The sequence below is a fragment of the Arachidicoccus ginsenosidivorans genome, from assembly GCF_007971385.1.
Taxonomy (GTDB): Bacteria; Bacteroidota; Bacteroidia; order Chitinophagales; family Chitinophagaceae; genus Arachidicoccus; species Arachidicoccus ginsenosidivorans.
Genome location: NZ_CP042434.1, coordinates 238012 through 254337, shown reverse-complemented (window position 1 = coordinate 254337; position 16326 = coordinate 238012). Strand labels below are relative to the sequence as shown.

19 protein-coding genes and 1 pseudogene are annotated in these 16326 nt (G+C 43.5%); 9 read left to right on the top strand and 11 right to left on the bottom strand.

Annotation, left to right across the window (positions count from 1 at the left end; all coding sequences use genetic code 11):
• Nucleotides 1–218 precede the first annotated feature (218 nt).
• The 3 genes from FSB73_RS00945 to dtd form a co-directional block, all read right to left on the bottom strand.
• Nucleotides 219–1172, bottom strand: a complete 954-nt coding sequence (locus FSB73_RS00945) for a YihY/virulence factor BrkB family protein (protein ID WP_146779749.1) — start codon at nt 1170–1172, stop codon at nt 219–221.
• 44 nt (nt 1173–1216) lie between these two features.
• Complete coding sequence (locus tag FSB73_RS00940; protein ID WP_192904085.1) at nt 1217–1627, bottom strand: nucleotide pyrophosphohydrolase; 411 nt, start codon at nt 1625–1627, stop codon at nt 1217–1219.
• 184 nt (nt 1628–1811) lie between these two features.
• Nucleotides 1812–2264: a D-aminoacyl-tRNA deacylase gene (dtd, locus tag FSB73_RS00935; protein WP_146779748.1), complete on the bottom strand. Its 453-nt coding sequence runs from the start codon at nt 2262–2264 to the stop codon at nt 1812–1814.
• Nucleotides 2265–2370: 106 nt separating this feature from the next.
• Between dtd and arfB the strand changes: the two are divergent.
• From arfB to FSB73_RS26125, 5 genes and pseudogenes are all read left to right on the top strand, one after another.
• Nucleotides 2371–2766: pseudogene (gene arfB / locus FSB73_RS00930) on the top strand (alternative ribosome rescue aminoacyl-tRNA hydrolase ArfB); the annotation flags it as partial.
• 130 nt (nt 2767–2896) lie between these two features.
• Nucleotides 2897–3433 carry a lipopolysaccharide biosynthesis protein gene (locus FSB73_RS00925; protein WP_158639365.1) on the top strand — a complete coding sequence of 179 codons (537 nt, stop codon included), beginning with the start codon at nt 2897–2899 and terminating at the stop codon, nt 3431–3433.
• On the top strand, nt 3414–4430 hold the full coding sequence (locus FSB73_RS00920; protein WP_146779745.1) for an oligosaccharide flippase family protein: 1017 nt from the start codon (nt 3414–3416) through the stop codon (nt 4428–4430). Before FSB73_RS00925 ends, FSB73_RS00920 begins: the two co-directional genes overlap by 20 nt.
• Nucleotides 4431–4635: 205 nt before the next feature.
• On the top strand, nt 4636–5382 hold the full coding sequence (locus tag FSB73_RS26130) for an MFS transporter (protein WP_146779744.1): 747 nt from the start codon (nt 4636–4638) through the stop codon (nt 5380–5382).
• Nucleotides 5383–5393: 11 nt separating this feature from the next.
• A complete protein-coding gene (locus FSB73_RS26125; protein WP_158639364.1) occupies nt 5394–5978 on the top strand; it encodes an MFS transporter in 585 nt (194 codons plus the stop codon).
• Nucleotides 5979–6122: 144 nt separating this feature from the next.
• Here the strand turns inward: FSB73_RS26125 and FSB73_RS00905 are convergent, their stop codons facing one another.
• The 8 genes from FSB73_RS00905 to FSB73_RS00880 all read right to left on the bottom strand — a co-directional run bounded on the left by FSB73_RS00905 (nt 6123) and on the right by FSB73_RS00880 (nt 11618).
• Nucleotides 6123–6998 carry an LLM class flavin-dependent oxidoreductase gene (locus FSB73_RS00905; RefSeq protein ID WP_262712447.1) on the bottom strand — a complete coding sequence of 292 codons (876 nt, stop codon included), beginning with the start codon at nt 6996–6998 and terminating at the stop codon, nt 6123–6125.
• 17 nt (nt 6999–7015) lie between these two features.
• Entirely contained in the window at nt 7016–7141 is a 126-nt protein-coding gene (locus FSB73_RS26120; protein WP_262712446.1) for a hypothetical protein, read from the bottom strand.
• 72 nt (nt 7142–7213) lie between these two features.
• Entirely contained in the window at nt 7214–7495 is a 282-nt protein-coding gene (locus tag FSB73_RS23620) for a DoxX family protein (RefSeq protein ID WP_262712445.1), read from the bottom strand.
• Nucleotides 7495–7677 carry a DoxX family membrane protein gene (locus FSB73_RS23615; RefSeq protein WP_225974342.1) on the bottom strand — a complete coding sequence of 61 codons (183 nt, stop codon included), beginning with the start codon at nt 7675–7677 and terminating at the stop codon, nt 7495–7497. The genes FSB73_RS23620 and FSB73_RS23615 overlap by 1 nt, the downstream gene beginning before the upstream one ends.
• Before the next feature lie 349 nt (nt 7678–8026).
• On the bottom strand, nt 8027–8563 hold the full coding sequence (locus FSB73_RS00895) for a YceI family protein (protein ID WP_146779742.1): 537 nt from the start codon (nt 8561–8563) through the stop codon (nt 8027–8029).
• 102 nt (nt 8564–8665) lie between these two features.
• On the bottom strand, nt 8666–9118 hold the full coding sequence (locus FSB73_RS00890; protein WP_146779741.1) for a MarR family winged helix-turn-helix transcriptional regulator: 453 nt from the start codon (nt 9116–9118) through the stop codon (nt 8666–8668).
• A gap of 412 nt (nt 9119–9530) precedes the next feature.
• Nucleotides 9531–10514 (bottom strand): type I glyceraldehyde-3-phosphate dehydrogenase, encoded by a 984-nt coding sequence (gene gap / locus FSB73_RS00885; RefSeq protein WP_225974341.1) that lies wholly within the window; start codon nt 10512–10514, stop codon nt 9531–9533.
• Nucleotides 10515–10571: 57 nt separating this feature from the next.
• The gene (locus FSB73_RS00880) at nt 10572–11618 is read right to left on the bottom strand and encodes a GlxA family transcriptional regulator (RefSeq protein ID WP_146779739.1); all 1047 of its coding nucleotides are present in this window, start codon (nt 11616–11618) and stop codon (nt 10572–10574) included.
• A 343-nt stretch (nt 11619–11961) separates the two neighbouring features.
• Here FSB73_RS00880 and FSB73_RS00875 point away from each other — a divergent pair, with 343 nt between their 5' ends.
• The 4 genes from FSB73_RS00875 to FSB73_RS00860 all read left to right on the top strand — a co-directional run bounded on the left by FSB73_RS00875 (nt 11962) and on the right by FSB73_RS00860 (nt 16131).
• Nucleotides 11962–13266: a GntP family permease gene (locus FSB73_RS00875; protein ID WP_146779738.1), complete on the top strand. Its 1305-nt coding sequence runs from the start codon at nt 11962–11964 to the stop codon at nt 13264–13266.
• 100 nt (nt 13267–13366) lie between these two features.
• Nucleotides 13367–13876, top strand: a complete 510-nt coding sequence (locus FSB73_RS00870; RefSeq protein WP_225974340.1) for a RidA family protein — start codon at nt 13367–13369, stop codon at nt 13874–13876.
• A 6-nt stretch (nt 13877–13882) separates the two neighbouring features.
• Entirely contained in the window at nt 13883–15013 is a 1131-nt protein-coding gene (locus tag FSB73_RS00865; protein ID WP_146779737.1) for a D-TA family PLP-dependent enzyme, read from the top strand.
• A 23-nt stretch (nt 15014–15036) separates the two neighbouring features.
• Nucleotides 15037–16131, top strand: a complete 1095-nt coding sequence (locus FSB73_RS00860; protein WP_146779736.1) for a dipeptidase — start codon at nt 15037–15039, stop codon at nt 16129–16131.
• Nucleotides 16132–16326: the final 195 nt, after the last annotated feature.

The following is a 16326-nucleotide window of genomic DNA, read 5'->3' as shown; positions in this document are numbered from 1 at the left end:
AACAGATGTGGTAAAATAATTGAAAAATTTACTGAAAAGGTCAACTGCGAAGTTACTGTCCATTGGTTGCTTTATTGAACGCGCTGATTTGATGGTATTCTTGTGGACTATTTGTTAAAAATTGCATTATGCCCTGCAAAAGACTAAATAACCGGGCCCCTTTGTGCTGGGCCAATGGTTTTGTTTGCAAGTTTAAGCTAGCTATTCAAGATGGGTGTTTAAGCGGGATCTTCCTGCTTTTTTGTATCTGTCGGTGCGACATTTAATGGCTGATCTGCTTTTTGTTCCACTGTTTGGATCCAGACCGCATAATCATTGGGATAGATCATCCGACCTTTTATTCTTGCATTGGCCCTTGTATAGGCTGCCCCAAAATACAGGATAATGGCAGAATAATACACCCAGGAAAGGATGATTATGATGGAACCAGCGGCCCCGAAGGTATTGCCAATACTACTATGCTGCAGGTAATAGCCTATCAGGAATTTACCGACCATAAATAAAAGTGCCGTGGTAAAGGCGCCGTTCCAGACGTCCTTCCATTTGACTTTGGCATCTGGCAGGACTTTAAAGATAATGGCAAATAAACTGGTAATGGTTAAAAAGGTAAGCGCTATATTGATGATATAGGAGGTGAATACTTCTGTCTGGGGGAAAATATCCGTAAACCGAGTCATAATTGCCGCAATTATAGCGTTTACGAGCAGGGAAACCAGCAAGATAAAACCCAGACCGATGACGATGGAAAAGCTGAGTAGTCTGTTGAGCAGCAGTTTAAGCCAGCCTTTTCTGGGTTTGGCTTTTACACGCCAAATGACATTGATGGAATCCTGAATCTCTGTAAATATACCGGTTGCGGAAACAATCAGCGCCACTATGCCCACAATCTGCATTAAAGTACCGTTATTTTGAGTCAGCACATTTTGAATCATCTGATGCACCTGTTGGGCAGCACTGGGCCCTAAAAGTTCATTGAGTTGATTGAACACATAACCGGCTGGTTTTTTACGGACAAAAATGGAAGAAAGTGAAAGAACGATAATGATCATGGGAGCCAGGCCGAAAATGGTGTAATAGGCCAAAGCGGCACTCATGCGCATGATGTTAATCTCCGCAAAATCGCTGATTGTCTGTTTGAGGGCTTTGAAGATATGTTTAATTCTTTTAATCATAATAGTTGGGCTGTTTGGGCCGGGGAGGCAATAGAGTATGCTATTTAAGACTTGGCATCTAAAGAGAGTGCGGGATTGTTTTTATGTCGATCCTGATCCCTGCTGGATTTTTTGGCAAAGTTTTTTTGCAGTGCCAGCGTTAAATCTACACCGGTCTGGTTGGCCAGGCATAAAAGCACCCAGAGTACATCGGCCAACTCATCACTAAGCGCCTCTTTGTTATTAAGGTGGGCCTCTTTTTGTTTAAAGGATTGTTCCCCGAACTGTCTAACCATTAACCTGGACAGTTCTCCGACTTCTTCCATCAGAATGCCCAGATTGGTCAGTTCATTAAAATAACGGACACCAACGGTAGTGATCCACTGATCCACCTGGGCTTGAGCCGATTTAAGTGTGATGTCCGTTTGTATTGCTGTAGTCGCTGACTGTGCCTTTTGTTTTTCTTCTATTGCCATTTTATTAGTCATTTAAATAAGTTAAATAATTGCAGATCCTTTAATCAGTATTATTGTCGCTTAAGCGTAGTTGCTACTTCTATACGTATTAGGTCAAAAATAAAACTATTTTGTCCTACGGTTGTTATCATAGCACCTCCTTCGTTCAAACGTGGCTATATTGCCTTTGTTTTGTTTTAAAAAATTATTGCCGGTCCCTGGAATCCATCCAAATGGTTACCGGGCCATCATTAACCAGTGCGACCTGCATATCGGCACCAAAGCTACCTGTTGCAATTTCTTTGCCTAATTTGGTTGAAAGTGCTTGAATCATGGCTTCATACAGGCCAGTAGCAATCTCAGGGCGGGCAGCCTTGATGTAGGAAGGACGGTTACCCTTTTTAATACTGGCATGTAGGGTGAACTGACTGACTAGCAGGATATCACCCCCCGTTTCCAGGATATCTTTATTCATAACACCGTTCAGGTCATTAAACAGGCGCATCCTGACCACTTTGCCGGCCAGCCATTCAATATCGTCAGGACCGTCCTGGGCCTCAATGCCCAAAAATAATAAAAAACCGGGCCCGATTTTACTAATACATTGATTTTCAATCGTAACGCTTGCTTTTTGAACTCTTTGTAATAGGATACGCATAATCTTTAATATCTTTATAATTTTGCACATGCAAAAGGTTGCCGGCCATGTTGGACAGGTAACCATTATGCTGTACTTACTTTTAATCAATTGAATAATGGCAAACATAGATATATCTGCTGAAATTTCCTTTAAAACCGCCCGTAGTGGTGGTAAGGGAGGGCAGAATGTCAATAAGGTAGAAACGATGGTAGAAGGTCGCTTTGATATCCAAAACTCCGCCTTGTTGACAGAAAAACAAATGGATACCCTAATGAAAGTCTTAGCTGGCCGTTTGACCGCTGCTGGTGTTTTATTGGTAAAATCCCAGTCCGAGCGTACACAGCTCGGCAATAAGCAGGAGGTTATCTATAAAATGAACAGGCTCATTAATCAGGCGCTTATTCCCAAAAAGTCCCGCATTGCCACCAAGCCTTCAAATGCCGCCAAAAAAAAGCGGCTGGATAATAAAAAGCGGCAGTCACTGAAAAAGCAGTGGCGATCTGCCACAGGGTTGGAATAAGTTGCATTGTTGCTGCCATTGCCATGTAAGGATAAGAAATTTCAGGTACTTATGTGTGACAGTAAGTTGAACTTGATTACATTTGTTGCACCTATCATCGTAGGGATATGTATCATAAAAGGGCACTATTTTGAGTGGGATCAAACAATTAGCGGGACAGACCGTCTGGTATGGGCTCAGTAATATCGGCGGCAGATTCCTGAGTTATCTGACAACGCCAATTATTACCTATCTGGTCGGCACAAGAGCCGGTCAGGCGGAGATGGGCACCTATACCATACTTTATGGGTATATTGCCTTACTCAATATTGTGTTTACTTATGGTTTTGAGACGGCCTATTTTCGGTTTTCCAATAAGGAAGGCATCTCCCAAAGATCTTTGTTTCAGACGGCTTTTACCTCTCATATTATCAGTACCTGTTGTTTTGTTTTTTTGATATCTCTATTCAGGGTATCAATCGGGGACTTCGTTGGCGTAGAAGGTCATTATTCCTATATTGAATGGTGTTTATCAATTATTGCTTTTGACACGTTTTGCGTAATCCCCTGGCAAAGCTCAGAAAAGAGGCCCGGCCCAAAAATATGCCTTTGTCAATCTGGCAGGCATTGCGGTTTATGTCTTTCTGATTATTTATTTTCTGGCCTATTTGCCGGATGCGGCAGCTAAGTCTACCGGTTGGCTTCATAACTGGTATCTGCAGCAAACCAAAACCGGATTACTGTTAAAAGCTAACCTGGCCCAGGCGGTGGTGACCTTTATTCTTTTGTTTAAGGAATGGCGGACCATTCGTTTTGAACTGGAGAAAAATCTTTGGCGACAGCTATGGCGCTATAGCTCTCCTATGATTATCGGCGGGCTGGCCGGTATGGTCAATGAAGTAATTGACAGGCAAATGCTCGGTAAACTTTATAATGGCAGTGAGCAGGAGTCCAATATCCAGGTCGCTATATATGGCTATTGCTACAAGCTCTCTATTATTATTACCCTGTTCATTTCTGCATTCAAGATGGCCGCAGAGCCTTTCTTTTTTAATAAAAGTCAGGACAAGGATGCGGGTAAAGTCTATGCCCGGGTGATGAAATGGTTTGTTATTACCCTGGCCATTGCATTTTTGTTTACCGCCCTGTTTTTAGATATCTGGAAATATATTGTGGGCCCGGCCTATCGCAGTGGCGTGGGTGTAGTCCCGGTTTTACTGGCGGCCAATCTATGCCTGGGGATTTATTACAATCTTTCTATCTGGTATAAACTGGCCGATAAACTGCGCATTGGTATGTATATTGCCTTATTTGGGGCGGCTATTACCTTCTTAGGTAATTATTATTTTATACCGGTTTTCGGTTATTATGCCTGTGCCTGGACCACTTTTAGCTGTTATTTTCTGATGATGATTATCTGCTATAAGGTTGGACAACGGATGTATCCCATTCCCTATAATGTTAAGAAAATTGCTGCCTATCTGGTGGCCATGCTATTGCTTTATTTTATACACGTGGGCGTAGGAGCGATTACCGGCAACCTGGTTATCCGAGTATTGGCCGGCATGATCCTGATGGGACTCTTTTTGATGTTGGTCCTCTTTGCGGAGAAAAAAGAACTGGAGAGAATGCCTTTTATCGGCCCTTATGTGACTAAATGGATGGAAAAAAGGGCCGTAGCGTAAAATGGGCGTTATAGGGAGACTGTTTCTGGCTGCTTGTGAATACTTTCCAAATAGACACTGGTTTGAAGATAAACCTGACAAAAAAACGCTAAATTGATCGTTGAAGTGGCGGGAAAACTGTAGTTAGGTTACTTATGGCTGCAAAGCGATAAGTTCACTTTTAATACCAGTCCCTTTGGGGGAAGTTTTTAGAAAAAAAGCACGCATGAAAAAATATACCATTTTGATATCTGCTGTAGCTGCTATAGGCGGCCTGCTGTTTGGATTTGATACGGCCGTTATTGCCGGAACCATCCCTGCATTACGCAGCTATTTTACCTTAGATGATAATGCCATCGGTCTGGTAGTGGCAGCAGCCTCCATCGGTTGTATTCCAGGTGCTTTATTTGCCGGCAATCTGGCCAATCGATATGGCAGAAAGCTGATGATGCTGGTAACCGCTGTATTATACGTAATCGCTGCGCTTGGCAGTGGGATGGCTGGTAGTTTTGAATCGCTGGTGCTTTACCGCTTTATAGGCGGACTAGCCATTGGTATGGCCTCCACATTGGCCCCGATTTATATTTCTGAGGTGGCGCCGGCCCAATATAGAGGCAGACTGGGTATGAGCCAGCAGCTAGCCATCGTGGTGGGTATTTTGCTGGCCTTTATTTCCAATTATTTTATCGATAGTGCGGGCTGGACATTTTTGACGCCTGAAAATACCTGGCGTTATATGTTGGCTGCTGCCGTTATTCCCTCTGTTGTTTTCTTTATTTTGTTATTACTGGTTCCTGAAAGCCCACGCTGGCTGATTCAAAGGGAACGCCACGACCATGCCCACCGGATATTTGGCCGGATCTATGATGCACCTAAAGCTAAAGAGGAACTAGAAACGGTTAGGCAGGATATTGCCTCCAGTAAGCAGGGACTGCGTTTTATGGAAATCTTTCTCCTAAATACAGAAAAGTAGTCTGGATAGGGGTGGTTTTTGCCGCCATTGCGCAGTTAACAGGTATCAATATTATTTTCTATTATGCTCCTTTGATCTTTGAAAAGACCCATGTAGGCGGCAGTGTGCTGTTTCAGACAGTGCTGACAGGTGTTGTCAACCTTATTTTTACAATTGTGGCTTTTTGGCTGATAGACCGGATTGGCAGAAAAAAACTCCTGCTTGCCGGTTCAGCAGTTATGGGAACCTGTATGGTGATCGTCGGAATTCTTTTCTATACAGATAACCTGGATAATTATTTGGTGCTGGCAGCTATTTTTGTGTATATCGCAGCTTTTGCCTGTACCTGGGGCGCAGTACTATGGGTGTATGTTGCGGAAATCTTTTCCAATAAGATCAGGGGTAGTGCGACATCCTTTGCCATCTTTGGGAACTGGACCGCGAATGCCATTGTCTCCTGGACCTTCCCTGTTATGCTTTCCGGAATGGGCGCGCCGGTGACTTTCTTTATTTATGGGGTGATTAATTTTCTGATGATTGCCTTTGTCGCCAAATATGTTTTTGAAACCAAAGGGGTGTCTTTGGAGAAGGTGGAATCGATGTATGCGAACTTGTAACCCAAGGATTTAAGGCGTATTTGAGCGTTCTTATTGAAAACAGGCAAAATATAAAACTAAAAAGCCATTAAGTGCTACTCTTTAAAGAGGCACTTAATGGCTTTGTTGCAATAAATCGCTAATCTGCTAAGTCTGCACAATATGCTATTTCCAGCCTAATTCAGGAGCTACATATTTAAGAATGGATTCCAGTACATGTACATTGTATGCGACACCAAGGGTATTGGGTATGGTCAGCAGTAAAGTGTCTGCCTCCTGAATCGCTTCGTCTTTTGCCAGTTCTTTTACCAACTGCTCCGGTTCAGCTGCATAACTTCTGCCAAAAATAGCCCGCATATTATCTATTTGTCCAACCTGATCACGGCGGTCATTTTCATGACCAAAGTACATCCGGTCCATGTCATTGGTAATGGCAAATATAGAACGGCTGACAGAAATTCTGGGGGTACGTGCATGACCTGCTTTTTCCCAGGCATTTTTAAATAACCTGATTTGTTCTGCCTGTTGAATATGAAAAGGCTTGCCACTCTCATCTTCCTTTAGCGTAGAACTCTGCAGATTCATGCCTTGCTGCGCGGCCCAAATGGCTGTGGCATTAGAGCCCGCACCCCACCAGATACGCTCCTTTAAACCTGGAGAATAGGGCTCTAATCTAAGTAGCCCCGGGGGATTGGGAAACATGGGTCTGGGGTTTGGCTGGGCAAATCCCACGCCATCCAGGTGTTGGAAAAACACCTGGCCTTTACGTCTTCCCATGTCTGCATCTGTTTCTCCTGCTTCAGGTAGATAACCCAGGTGGCGCCAGCCATCGATCACTTGTTCTGGAGACCCTCTGCTGATGCCCAGCTGTAGTCGGCCGCCAGCAATTAAATCCGCGGCACTGGCATCTTCCACCATATAAAGTGGATTCTCGTAACGCATATCAATGACGCCCGTGCCGATTTCTATTTTATCCGTTTTGGCGCCAATGGCTGCTAGTAAGGGAAAGGGGGAGGCCAGTTGAGCTGCATAGTGATGCACCCTGAAATAAGCGCCATCTACGCCAATTTTTCTGCTTCTACTGCCAGATCAATGGATTGTAACAGGGCGTCGCTGGCCGTTTTTACACTATAGCCAGGATGCCCTCCCCAATGGCCAAATGATAAAAAACCTATCTTTTTCATGTGTGTGGTTGATTTTAAGGATGGAAAATACAGTGATTGGAGTGGGAGACGACTTTTTTGGGATGCCTTACTTTATCTAGAAAGGGTTGTTTTTGGTCGGTTGAACAGCAGAGCGTCCAGACTGAATTTACCGCCTCCTCTGATGAGTAGAATAATCAGCAACGCGAATAGTAAAATAAAAAACTCCAACCCTTCGCCTCTACCTGCTTCACCTTTCCAGTTCATAAAATAGCCGCTATGGATGGTGACCGTAAAGACGATACCCAAAAAATTAATAAAAACAGCTGCGGCCGAAATTCTGGTCAGAAAACCAATCAGCAAAAATAAAGTAGCAATGGATTCGATAATGATCACTAAAATACAATAAACATCGGCAGACCCGCCCCTTTGGACAGCCCCTCCATGGTGGCACTGAAGCCGGCGCCGCCGAACCAGCCAAATAATTTTTGCGCTCCATGGGGAAATATCGATAAAAAAATAGCCAGACGGGCAAATAAGGGTACCCAGTTACGGGTATTGGTTCTTTCTATCAGCATAAAATTTAAGTATATAATTTGAAAGTTAATCGAGATGGGTGCGTAAAACCATCTCATTGTTATAGCCCATACCTTGTACAGCCTGCATTTGTTTTGATATTAGGTTATTCAGTTATTAGGGCTATTATAAAAAGCAAACCGGAGAAGAGAGAAAAGAGAAAAGATGGCTCACTTAACTATACGACTTATTTCCATTTTAGGATGATAAATAGATGATAAATAGATGGTAAATAAAGGCGCCTCTCCGGTCTGACAGCTTATATGTTCTTGAAATTGTATTTAAAAAGACTGACTTTCTTTTGATCGGCATCTAAAAAACCGCCAACGGTTAGCATGCAGATCATTTTTATTATTCAGCGGATTTAATCAGTTGGATTTCTCCTAGAATCTTTACTTCATCGCTGATCATAACGCCACCTGCTTCCAGAGGGGCATTATAAGTCAAACCCCAATCCTTACGGCTGATTTTACCATCAATACTAAAGGCTGCTTTTGTATTACCCCAGGGATCAACGGCTGTGCCACCATATTCCAGTTTGAGCGATACAGGTTTTGTCACACCTTTGATGGTTAATGCGCCATCCAGTTCATAATCCTCATCACCTGTTTTGACGATTTTGCTGGATGTGAAATCCATAGTCGGATTGGCCTCAGTATCAAAGAAATCACCAGATTTAAGGTGCTTATCCCGATCAGCCTGCCCGGTAACGACTGAGTCTAATTGTACTTTAGCCGTGATTTGCGCACTTTGGAAGTCATCGTCCTGGGTTTCTGCCTGCACGGTAAAGTCTGTAAAACTACCGGTAATTTTACTAATCATCAGGTGTTTTACTTTAAACTGAAGTTCACTGTGCGTTGGATCGGAGATCCATTTTTGTGTTGCCATAATTTTAATTTTTTAAAATTTTAATTTTGTTTTTGTTTAATTCTATTTTCTGAAATTACCTTAAAAGCGTGCCTTGAAAGTGTTTTGATAGATAAAGTTTTGTTATCCACGCAGTGTATCCAGCAAATCGCTGAGATTCGCTGCCTGGTCTTCTGTTATGTTTTGCTGAATCCTGCGAGTAAAAGCCTCCATAGGTTCATTTAATACTTCTAACAGTTGCAGGCCTTTATCTGTGATACTGATATCCATTTTTCGACGGTTGGATGGGCATAAATTGCGTTTTACAAGTTCCTTTTTTTCCAATTTGTCAATCAGCCTGGTAAGATCCCCGGCCTTGTCGATCAATACCTCTTTGATCTCCTTTGGGGCAATAGGTCCGGGGATGCTTCCCCGGATAATGCGTAGCACATTAAAGTGCTGCGGTAACAGATCATGTTGTTTAAAAATTTTCATTTGTTCATCACGCAGCCAATTGCCTGTATACATCAGATTGATCAGCATCTTATGATAGTTACTGGTAAAACTGGATTGTTTGATGGCATTTTCTATTTTCATAATGCAAAGATAAGGCAACAATATTTGTTGCAACAAATAAATAATGTAAAAGAAATGCTAAAGTGATGCTAGAAGGGTGAGCGTCGGCATGGGCGTTTTCTTATTAGAGCAGCTAAAAGCTTTATTTATAAGAGGTTAACAATGTAAAATGCCGCATTTGAACCTAGTAGAGATATCAATAGTTGAAATAAATAGTATAAATAGCAGTACCCCATTAAAAGTAATAAAGAAGCCTCCCAATCATTAAATTAATAACTGGGAGGCTTTGACTGAAACCTGTATTTAGTGTTTTTTGGTGAAAAGGCCAGTAAGACGAAGAAGGCAGGGCTGAAGACGCACATGTCGCTTATGGAGACATCGTCCTTTATATAGTGAATTGCGGCTTGACTACCCAAAAGTGAATAATGCTTACTCAGATCAAAGAGATCAGCTCTGCAATCCGGTTAGAAATACCCACTTCGTTGTCATACCAGGCCACGATTTTGACTAGTTTGCCGATGGCTTTAGTCATGGAGCCGTCCACAATAGAAGAATGGGTATTGCCTATGATATCTGCAGATACAAAAGGCTCCTTGGTAAACTCAAGGACGGTTTTTAAGTCGCCCTGGGCATAACTTGCTATAGCGGCATTAATTTGATCAGCGCTCACTTCTTTATGCAGATTTATAGACAGATCTACAATCGAGCCATCAATGACTGGAACCCGGTAAGAGTAGCCATCTAATTTGCCCTGCAGATTAGGAAGTACATGGCCAATGGCTTTGGCTGCTCCGGTAGTAGTGGGGATAATAGAATAAGCTGCTGCGCGTGCACGGCGCAGATCTCTGTGGGGGGCATCCTGTAAATTTTGATCCGCTGTATAGGAGTGCACGGTGACCATATAACCGGACTCAACGGCAAATTCCTTATCCAGAATATATAAAATAGGTGCAATACAACCCGTCGTACAGGAGGCGGTGGAATAGATTTTTTCATCACCAATAATTTCATTATTGATGCCCTGGACGATTGTTTTTACACCGCCTGAAGCGGGTGCGGTTATAAGGACCTTTTGAGCACCGGCAATGATATGGGCCTCGGCAGCAGTTTTGTCCGTAAAACGGCCGGTGGATTCTATCACGGCGTCAACCTTTAATGCCGACCAGGGTAATTGCGAAGGGTCTTTTTGTTGCAGCATTTGTATGGCCTGTCCATTCACAATCAGATGCGTTTCATCTGTTTGAATATCCCCGGTGAATTTACCATGCGCGGAATCATATTTGAATAAATGCGCCAGTGTTTTTATATCCGTCAGGTCGTTAATGGCGACCACTTCTACTTCAGCTTGTTGCTGCAAGGCTCTAAGTGTCATCCGGCCAATCCGGCCAAATCCATTAATTGCAATTTTCTTTTTCATGATGTTTAATTTTTGAAGTTGATTTGATTAGGTTTGTTTTGATTGAAATGCGTATGTTTATGTCTCAAACAATACATCTTCCATAGCCGGGTCTTTTAGTGCTGTTCGGAAAACACGACGGTAATCGGAGGGGGTTACTGAAAGATGTCGTAAAAACACCCTACGCATGGATACCAGATTGCCTAAACCACATTTTTCAGCAATTCTTTCCAGTGGTGTATTGGTTTGTTCTAAAAACCTGCGAGCAGCCTCTACCCTTAATTTTTCAACAAACTTTGCCGGAGGCATGCCTGTCTCTTTATGGAAAACACGGGTAAAGTTGCGTGTGCTCATATTTACCTTAGCTGCGATACGGGCGACTTCCAAAGACTCATGCAAATGCTCCTGAAGCCATTTTTGTATTTTGCCGGCAATATTTACGCTTTCATAAACTGGAAGTAGGCGGCCAAACTGCGCCTGAAATCCCGGTCGGCTCAGATAGAATACCAACTTTCTGGCCACATGAATGGCTGTTTCTTTGCCAAAATCCTGCTCAACCAAAGCCAGGGCGAGGTCAATGCCGGAGCTAACTCCAGCCGAGGTATAAATATTACCGTCATTTACAAAAAACTGATTGGCATGCACCTGAATGTCGGGATAAGATCTTTTTAATTTTTCGCTCAGCTCCCAGTGGGTGGTGGCTTTTTTGCCTTCCAACAACCCCGCCTTTGCAAGAACAAAGGCACCTCCACAAATGGAGGCGATACGCCTGACGCTTTGCTTTTTATAAGTGGCCGTGAGCCACTTATAAAAAGGTTCCAGCGCGCTGTCATTATTCTGGTTAAAATTATTACCTGCAATAATTATGGTATCGACGGGAAAATTAATTTCCATCGCATGATAAGGACAATGGATTTCAACGCCTGTTTGGGTTTTGATCGTTCGGTCCATGGTGGGCGCAGTGATTAATACCTCATAGCCTGATGGCGTGGCCTCATGCGCTGCTGATTGCATTAAATAACTGTCGGCCTGGGTAAATACGTCCGAGGGACCCGCAAAATCGACTAACATATTGCCCGTCATAACAATAATGACAATTTTCTTTTTTGAACTGGAAGTTTCCATTGTTCAAAAGTACTCACTTTGATTGGTGGCGCAAAGGACATAAATTATACAATTTAGGCCAAGTAGAAAAGGCTTTTCATTAGTTCTCAGCAATTACCCCGGCTGATTTAGCGTTCTTGACATTTGTGCTGTCCGATTTGCTTGCTTAATAGGCCACGAACCATTAGTAGTTGCCTTTCTCCCGGGAGTATTTCTAAGGGTTGAACTTAACAGTGCCTTGTATTGCAGTTCAGAAGGCCCATTTGCGCTGTTGGAAAAATTACGGTTATTCGATATTTTTGTTATCTTGTATTGGTTACGCTTTGATGGTAACTCTACTTAATGATTAAAAATAGCCTACTCCATGACCTTTATACTGGTATTTCTTTGTATTGCAGTCCTGATCATTTTAATCTCATGGGTAAAATTAAATGCCTTTCTTTCATTTTTGCTGGTGTCCATTATGGCTGGTTTTTTATTCGGATTACCATTAACGGCCATCATCCCCTCTATAGAGAAAGGTATCGGCTCTATGATGGGGTCGTTAATCATTATTATTACCCTGGGCGCTATGTTTGGAAAAATCATTGCAGAAAGTGGCGCAGTAGAGCAAATAGCCAGTCAGCTGATCAAATATTTTGGAACCAAATATGTGCATTGGGCGCTGATGATTACTGGATTTGTAATGGGAATTTCGCTGTTTTATGGAGTGGGTTTTGTATTGGTGGTGCCACTGATCTTTTCAGTAACCTATCAATATAAATTACCGGCTGTGGCCACCGGGCTGCCTATGCTGGCTGCCCTATCCGTTACACACGGATTTTTGCCGCCACATCCGGCACCCACGGCGCTGGTTCATGCGCTGCAAGGCAGTATTACCACGACCTTACTCTATGGATGTATCCTGGCCGTGCCGGCTCTATTATTAGCCGGCCCTTTTTTTTGCAGATACCTGCGCAAAATACCTTCTAGTCCGCTTGAAAGTTTTATCCCAAAACCTATTGGAGCAGGCAAGATGCCAGGTAAGTTTAATAGTATTATCACTGCATTATTGCCAGTCCTAATGCTCATGGCAGGCGCCTGGTTAAAATGGAAATTCCCTGAGGCCGCCTGGACGCAATTTATCAGCAATGCTTCTTTGGTGATGATTTTTTGCATTCTTGTCGCCACCTTATCCCTTGGTTATTTTCAGGGAATATCCATGCGTAAAGTAGGGGCGTTTTATGGTGCAGCAATTAAGGACATCGCTGTTATCTTACTGGTCATTGCAGGCGCCGGTGCTTTAAATCAGGTCCTGGCCGACAGCGGCGTAAGTGCCGACATCGCTGCCAGTATTCATCACTGGCCCATTCATCCGCTGGTGCTGGGTTGGTTAATGGCAGCGATCATTCGATTAGCTGTTGGTTCTGCCACAATTGCCGGCTTGACTGCAGCTGGATTTATGGCGCCATTAACCCTGCATAGTGATATTGATCCCAACCTTATGGTGTTGTCCATTGGTGCGGGAAGCCTTTTCTTCTCCCATGTTAATGACTCAGGGTTCTGGTTATTTAAAGAATATTTTAATTTAAGCATGAAAGACACTTTTAAATCCTGGTCTGTCATGGAAACCATCGTATCAGTGACGGGACTGTTGGGCGTATTTATATTGCATCTCATCGTTAAATAATCCTAAGTTCGTAGGATTAGATAGGTCAGCCAGGGTAAATAGGTTAAATTTGACATCTAGTCAAAGGATCAATTATTTAGAATAATTTAAAATGCATGATATGTCTTTATCTAATAACAATGCCGAGGCGGGCGCCATGGATGCCGAGGCAAATTTTGCCGCTACCGGTCTTATTTTGCCACCAGCGCCTCAGCCGCTAGGTGTCTATAAACCCAGTTTAATCGTGGGTGACTTTTTATACCTTTCCGGTCATGGGACCGTGCAGGAAGATGGTAGCCTGATCATTGGACGGGTAGGAGAGAATATGGATATCGAACAAGGCGTACTGGCGGCCAGGCAAGTAGGCCTTGCTATGCTTGCTACCATCATAAAAACCCTGGGTAGTCTAAATCATGTTAAACGCGTGATTAAGGTTTTAGGTATGGTCAATGCCACGCCTGGCTTTACCAGGCATCCTTATGTAATCAATGGCTGCAGCGAACTCTTTAGGACGGTATGGGGACAGGACGCTGGCGTTGGTGTACGCAGTGCGGTTGGCATGGGTTCATTGCCTGATAATATACCTGTAGAAATAGAAGCTGTCTTTGAAATAGCCTCCTCATTCAAATAGCAAGCTATGGTAAACGATACAGATGAGCATCCTTGGTATGTCATTAAAGAAACCAGGGCCCTGGAAACCCCCGCGCTGGTTATCTATTATGACCGCCTGCTAGCGAACATCAGGCGAATTAAAAAGATGGTCGGCGATGACAGCAGAATCCGGCCGCATGTAAAAACCAGTAAAATGCCCGAAGTCTGCCGGCTATTGCAACAGCATTATATTACACGGTTTAAATGCGCCACAATAGCTGAAGCAGAGATGCTGGCGCAGATAAACGCATCTGATGTATTATTAGCCTATCCATTAATCGGTCCTGATCTGGACAGGTGGCTGCAACTGGTTCAACGCTACCCTAAAACCGCTTTCAGTTTTCTGGTGTCTAACCAACAAAATGCGGAAGTGATTAACAAGCGGGCCTTGGCCGCTAAAACACAATTACTGGTGTTTATCGATATTGATGCAGGTATGCACCGCACTGGTATTGCGGTGGAAAAAGTGGCCGCACTCTATCAGGCGATGAGTAAAATGCGCGGTCTGGAGGTGGTTGGTTTGCATGTCTATGACGGACATTTAAAGATGACAGACCCTGAGCAAAGGCAAAAACGAAGTGATCAAATATTTGCGCCCATTGAGGCCCTGCGCAATCAATTGTCACAAAAGCGTCCAAAGTCTTTAAAGCTGGTGATAGGAGGGTCTCCTTCCTTTTCTACCCATATAAAAAGAATCGATACAGAGCTCAGTCCCGGAACTTTTGTTTTCTGGGATATGGGCTATGGAACAAGTTTCCCGGATTTGCCTTTTGAACCGGCGGCGCTGGTCATCACCAGAGTCATTGATGTATTGGATAACGGTACTTGTACGCTTGATTTGGGAACCAAGGCCCTGGCCTCAGAAATGCCTTTTCCAAGAGTTAAATTTTTGAACTATCCTGATCTGAGCGAAGTGTTTCATAGCGAAGAACATCTTAATGTTCGGCTAAAAGAGGGGAGCCAGGGCAGGTTGCCCGAGGTAGGGGAATTGCTCTACGGAGTTCCTTATCATATCTGTCCAACGGTTGCGCTTTATGATCATGGTTGGGTCGTGGTAGATGGAAAGATTACTGAACAGTGGCAGGTACAAGCCAGAAGAAGAAAGATTAATTTTTAAGCGTTTTTATATTAAAATAGAACATGTTTACGATAGACGCACACCTGGATCTGGCCATGAATGCCATGGAATGGAACCGGGATTTAAGGCTGACAATTGCACAGTTACGCGCATCCGAAAAGGGTCTTTGCGATTTACCGGACAGGGCAAAAGGAACAGTTAGTTTCCCGGCGCTGCGTAGCGGGCAGATCGGACTGGTTGTCGCTACGCAAATAGCGCGTTTTGTAGAAAAAGGCAGTGTACTACCAGGATGGCATTCTCCGGAGCAGGCATGGGCACAGACCCAGGGGCAGCTGGCCTGGTACCGGGAGATGGAAGCTGCTGGTGAGTTAAAAGCGGTTACAAATCTTAAAACACTAGATGAAATCCTCTTACTATGGCAGCGCAGTGGTGAACAGCAAAGTGGGGAAACGCTGTCAACGGATCACTTACCCATTGGTTATATCCGCAGTCTGGAAGGAGCAGACTCTCTGGTAACACTGGCTCATTTGCACCGCAGTTATGAGGATGGCCTAAGGGCCCTGGGGCCGGCACATTATGGACCAGGTCGATACGCTTTTGGAACAGATAGTGATGCGCCATTAAGTAAAGCGGGTAAGGATTTGCTTAGGGAAATGGCTGGACTTGATATGATTTTAGATGTGACACATTTGTGTGATCAGGCCTTTTGGCAGGCGTTGGAATTATATCAGGGTCCTGTTTGGGCGAGTCATAATAATTGCAGAGCACTGGTGGATCACAACCGCCAATTCTCCGATGATATGATCCGGGCGCTTATTGAAAGGGGAGCGGTCATTGGCGGTGCGTTGGACGGCTGGATGATGGTGCCTGGCTGGCAAAGAGGGATATCTACGCCTGAAAAAATGCGCCTCAGCCTGCAGTCTTTATTTGAGCATATGGACCATATTTGTCAATTAGCGGGCAATGCGAACCACATTGGTATTGGTTCTGATCTGGATGGTGCTTTTGGCAAAGAGCAGACCGCCTATGATCTGGAAGATATTGCGGATCTGTCCAAATTGCCCGATATTTTTGAAAAGGCTGGATATAATCCATCAGACATTAAAAGTATCATGCATGGCAACTGGCTTCGATTTTTAAGAAATTGTTGGTCATAAAACTGGTTTTTTTAATAAAATTAAATTTATTACATAAACCATGTGCGATCATTAAACGTTTATAAGTACTTGATAGTTATACTAAATTTTAGATTTTAGTTATTTGTTTAGAAGGGCGGCTTTTGATAAAAAGTCATACATAATTTTATTTTCCCCCATTAATTTATTTATCTTTATTCCCACAATTTTAATAAC

Bases quoted from the DNA above. Each gene is read 5' to 3' on its own strand.
- FSB73_RS00945 (WP_146779749.1), bottom strand. From the start codon at position 1,172: ATGATTAAAAGAATTAAACATATCTTCAAAGCCCTCAAACAGACAATC.
- FSB73_RS00940 (WP_192904085.1), bottom strand. From the start codon at position 1,627: ATGGCAATAGAAGAAAAACAAAAGGCACAGTCAGCGACTACAGCAATA.
- dtd (WP_146779748.1), bottom strand. From the start codon at position 2,264: ATGCGTATCCTATTACAAAGAGTTCAAAAAGCAAGCGTTACGATTGAA.
- FSB73_RS26130 (WP_146779744.1), top strand. From the start codon at position 4,636: ATGAAAAAATATACCATTTTGATATCTGCTGTAGCTGCTATAGGCGGC.
- FSB73_RS26120 (WP_262712446.1), bottom strand. From the start codon at position 7,141: ATGAAAAAGATAGGTTTTTTATCATTTGGCCATTGGGGAGGGCATCCT.
- FSB73_RS23615 (WP_225974342.1), bottom strand. From the start codon at position 7,677: ATGCTGATAGAAAGAACCAATACCCGTAACTGGGTACCCTTATTTGCC.
- FSB73_RS00895 (WP_146779742.1), bottom strand. From the start codon at position 8,563: ATGGCAACACAAAAATGGATCTCCGATCCAACGCACAGTGAACTTCAG.
- FSB73_RS00890 (WP_146779741.1), bottom strand. From the start codon at position 9,118: ATGAAAATAGAAAATGCCATCAAACAATCCAGTTTTACCAGTAACTAT.
- gap (WP_225974341.1), bottom strand. From the start codon at position 10,514: ATGAAAAAGAAAATTGCAATTAATGGATTTGGCCGGATTGGCCGGATG.
- FSB73_RS00880 (WP_146779739.1), bottom strand. From the start codon at position 11,618: ATGGAAACTTCCAGTTCAAAAAAGAAAATTGTCATTATTGTTATGACG.
- FSB73_RS00875 (WP_146779738.1), top strand. From the start codon at position 11,962: ATGACCTTTATACTGGTATTTCTTTGTATTGCAGTCCTGATCATTTTA.
- FSB73_RS00870 (WP_225974340.1), top strand. From the start codon at position 13,367: ATGTCTTTATCTAATAACAATGCCGAGGCGGGCGCCATGGATGCCGAG.
- FSB73_RS00865 (WP_146779737.1), top strand. From the start codon at position 13,883: ATGGTAAACGATACAGATGAGCATCCTTGGTATGTCATTAAAGAAACC.
- FSB73_RS00860 (WP_146779736.1), top strand. From the start codon at position 15,037: ATGTTTACGATAGACGCACACCTGGATCTGGCCATGAATGCCATGGAA.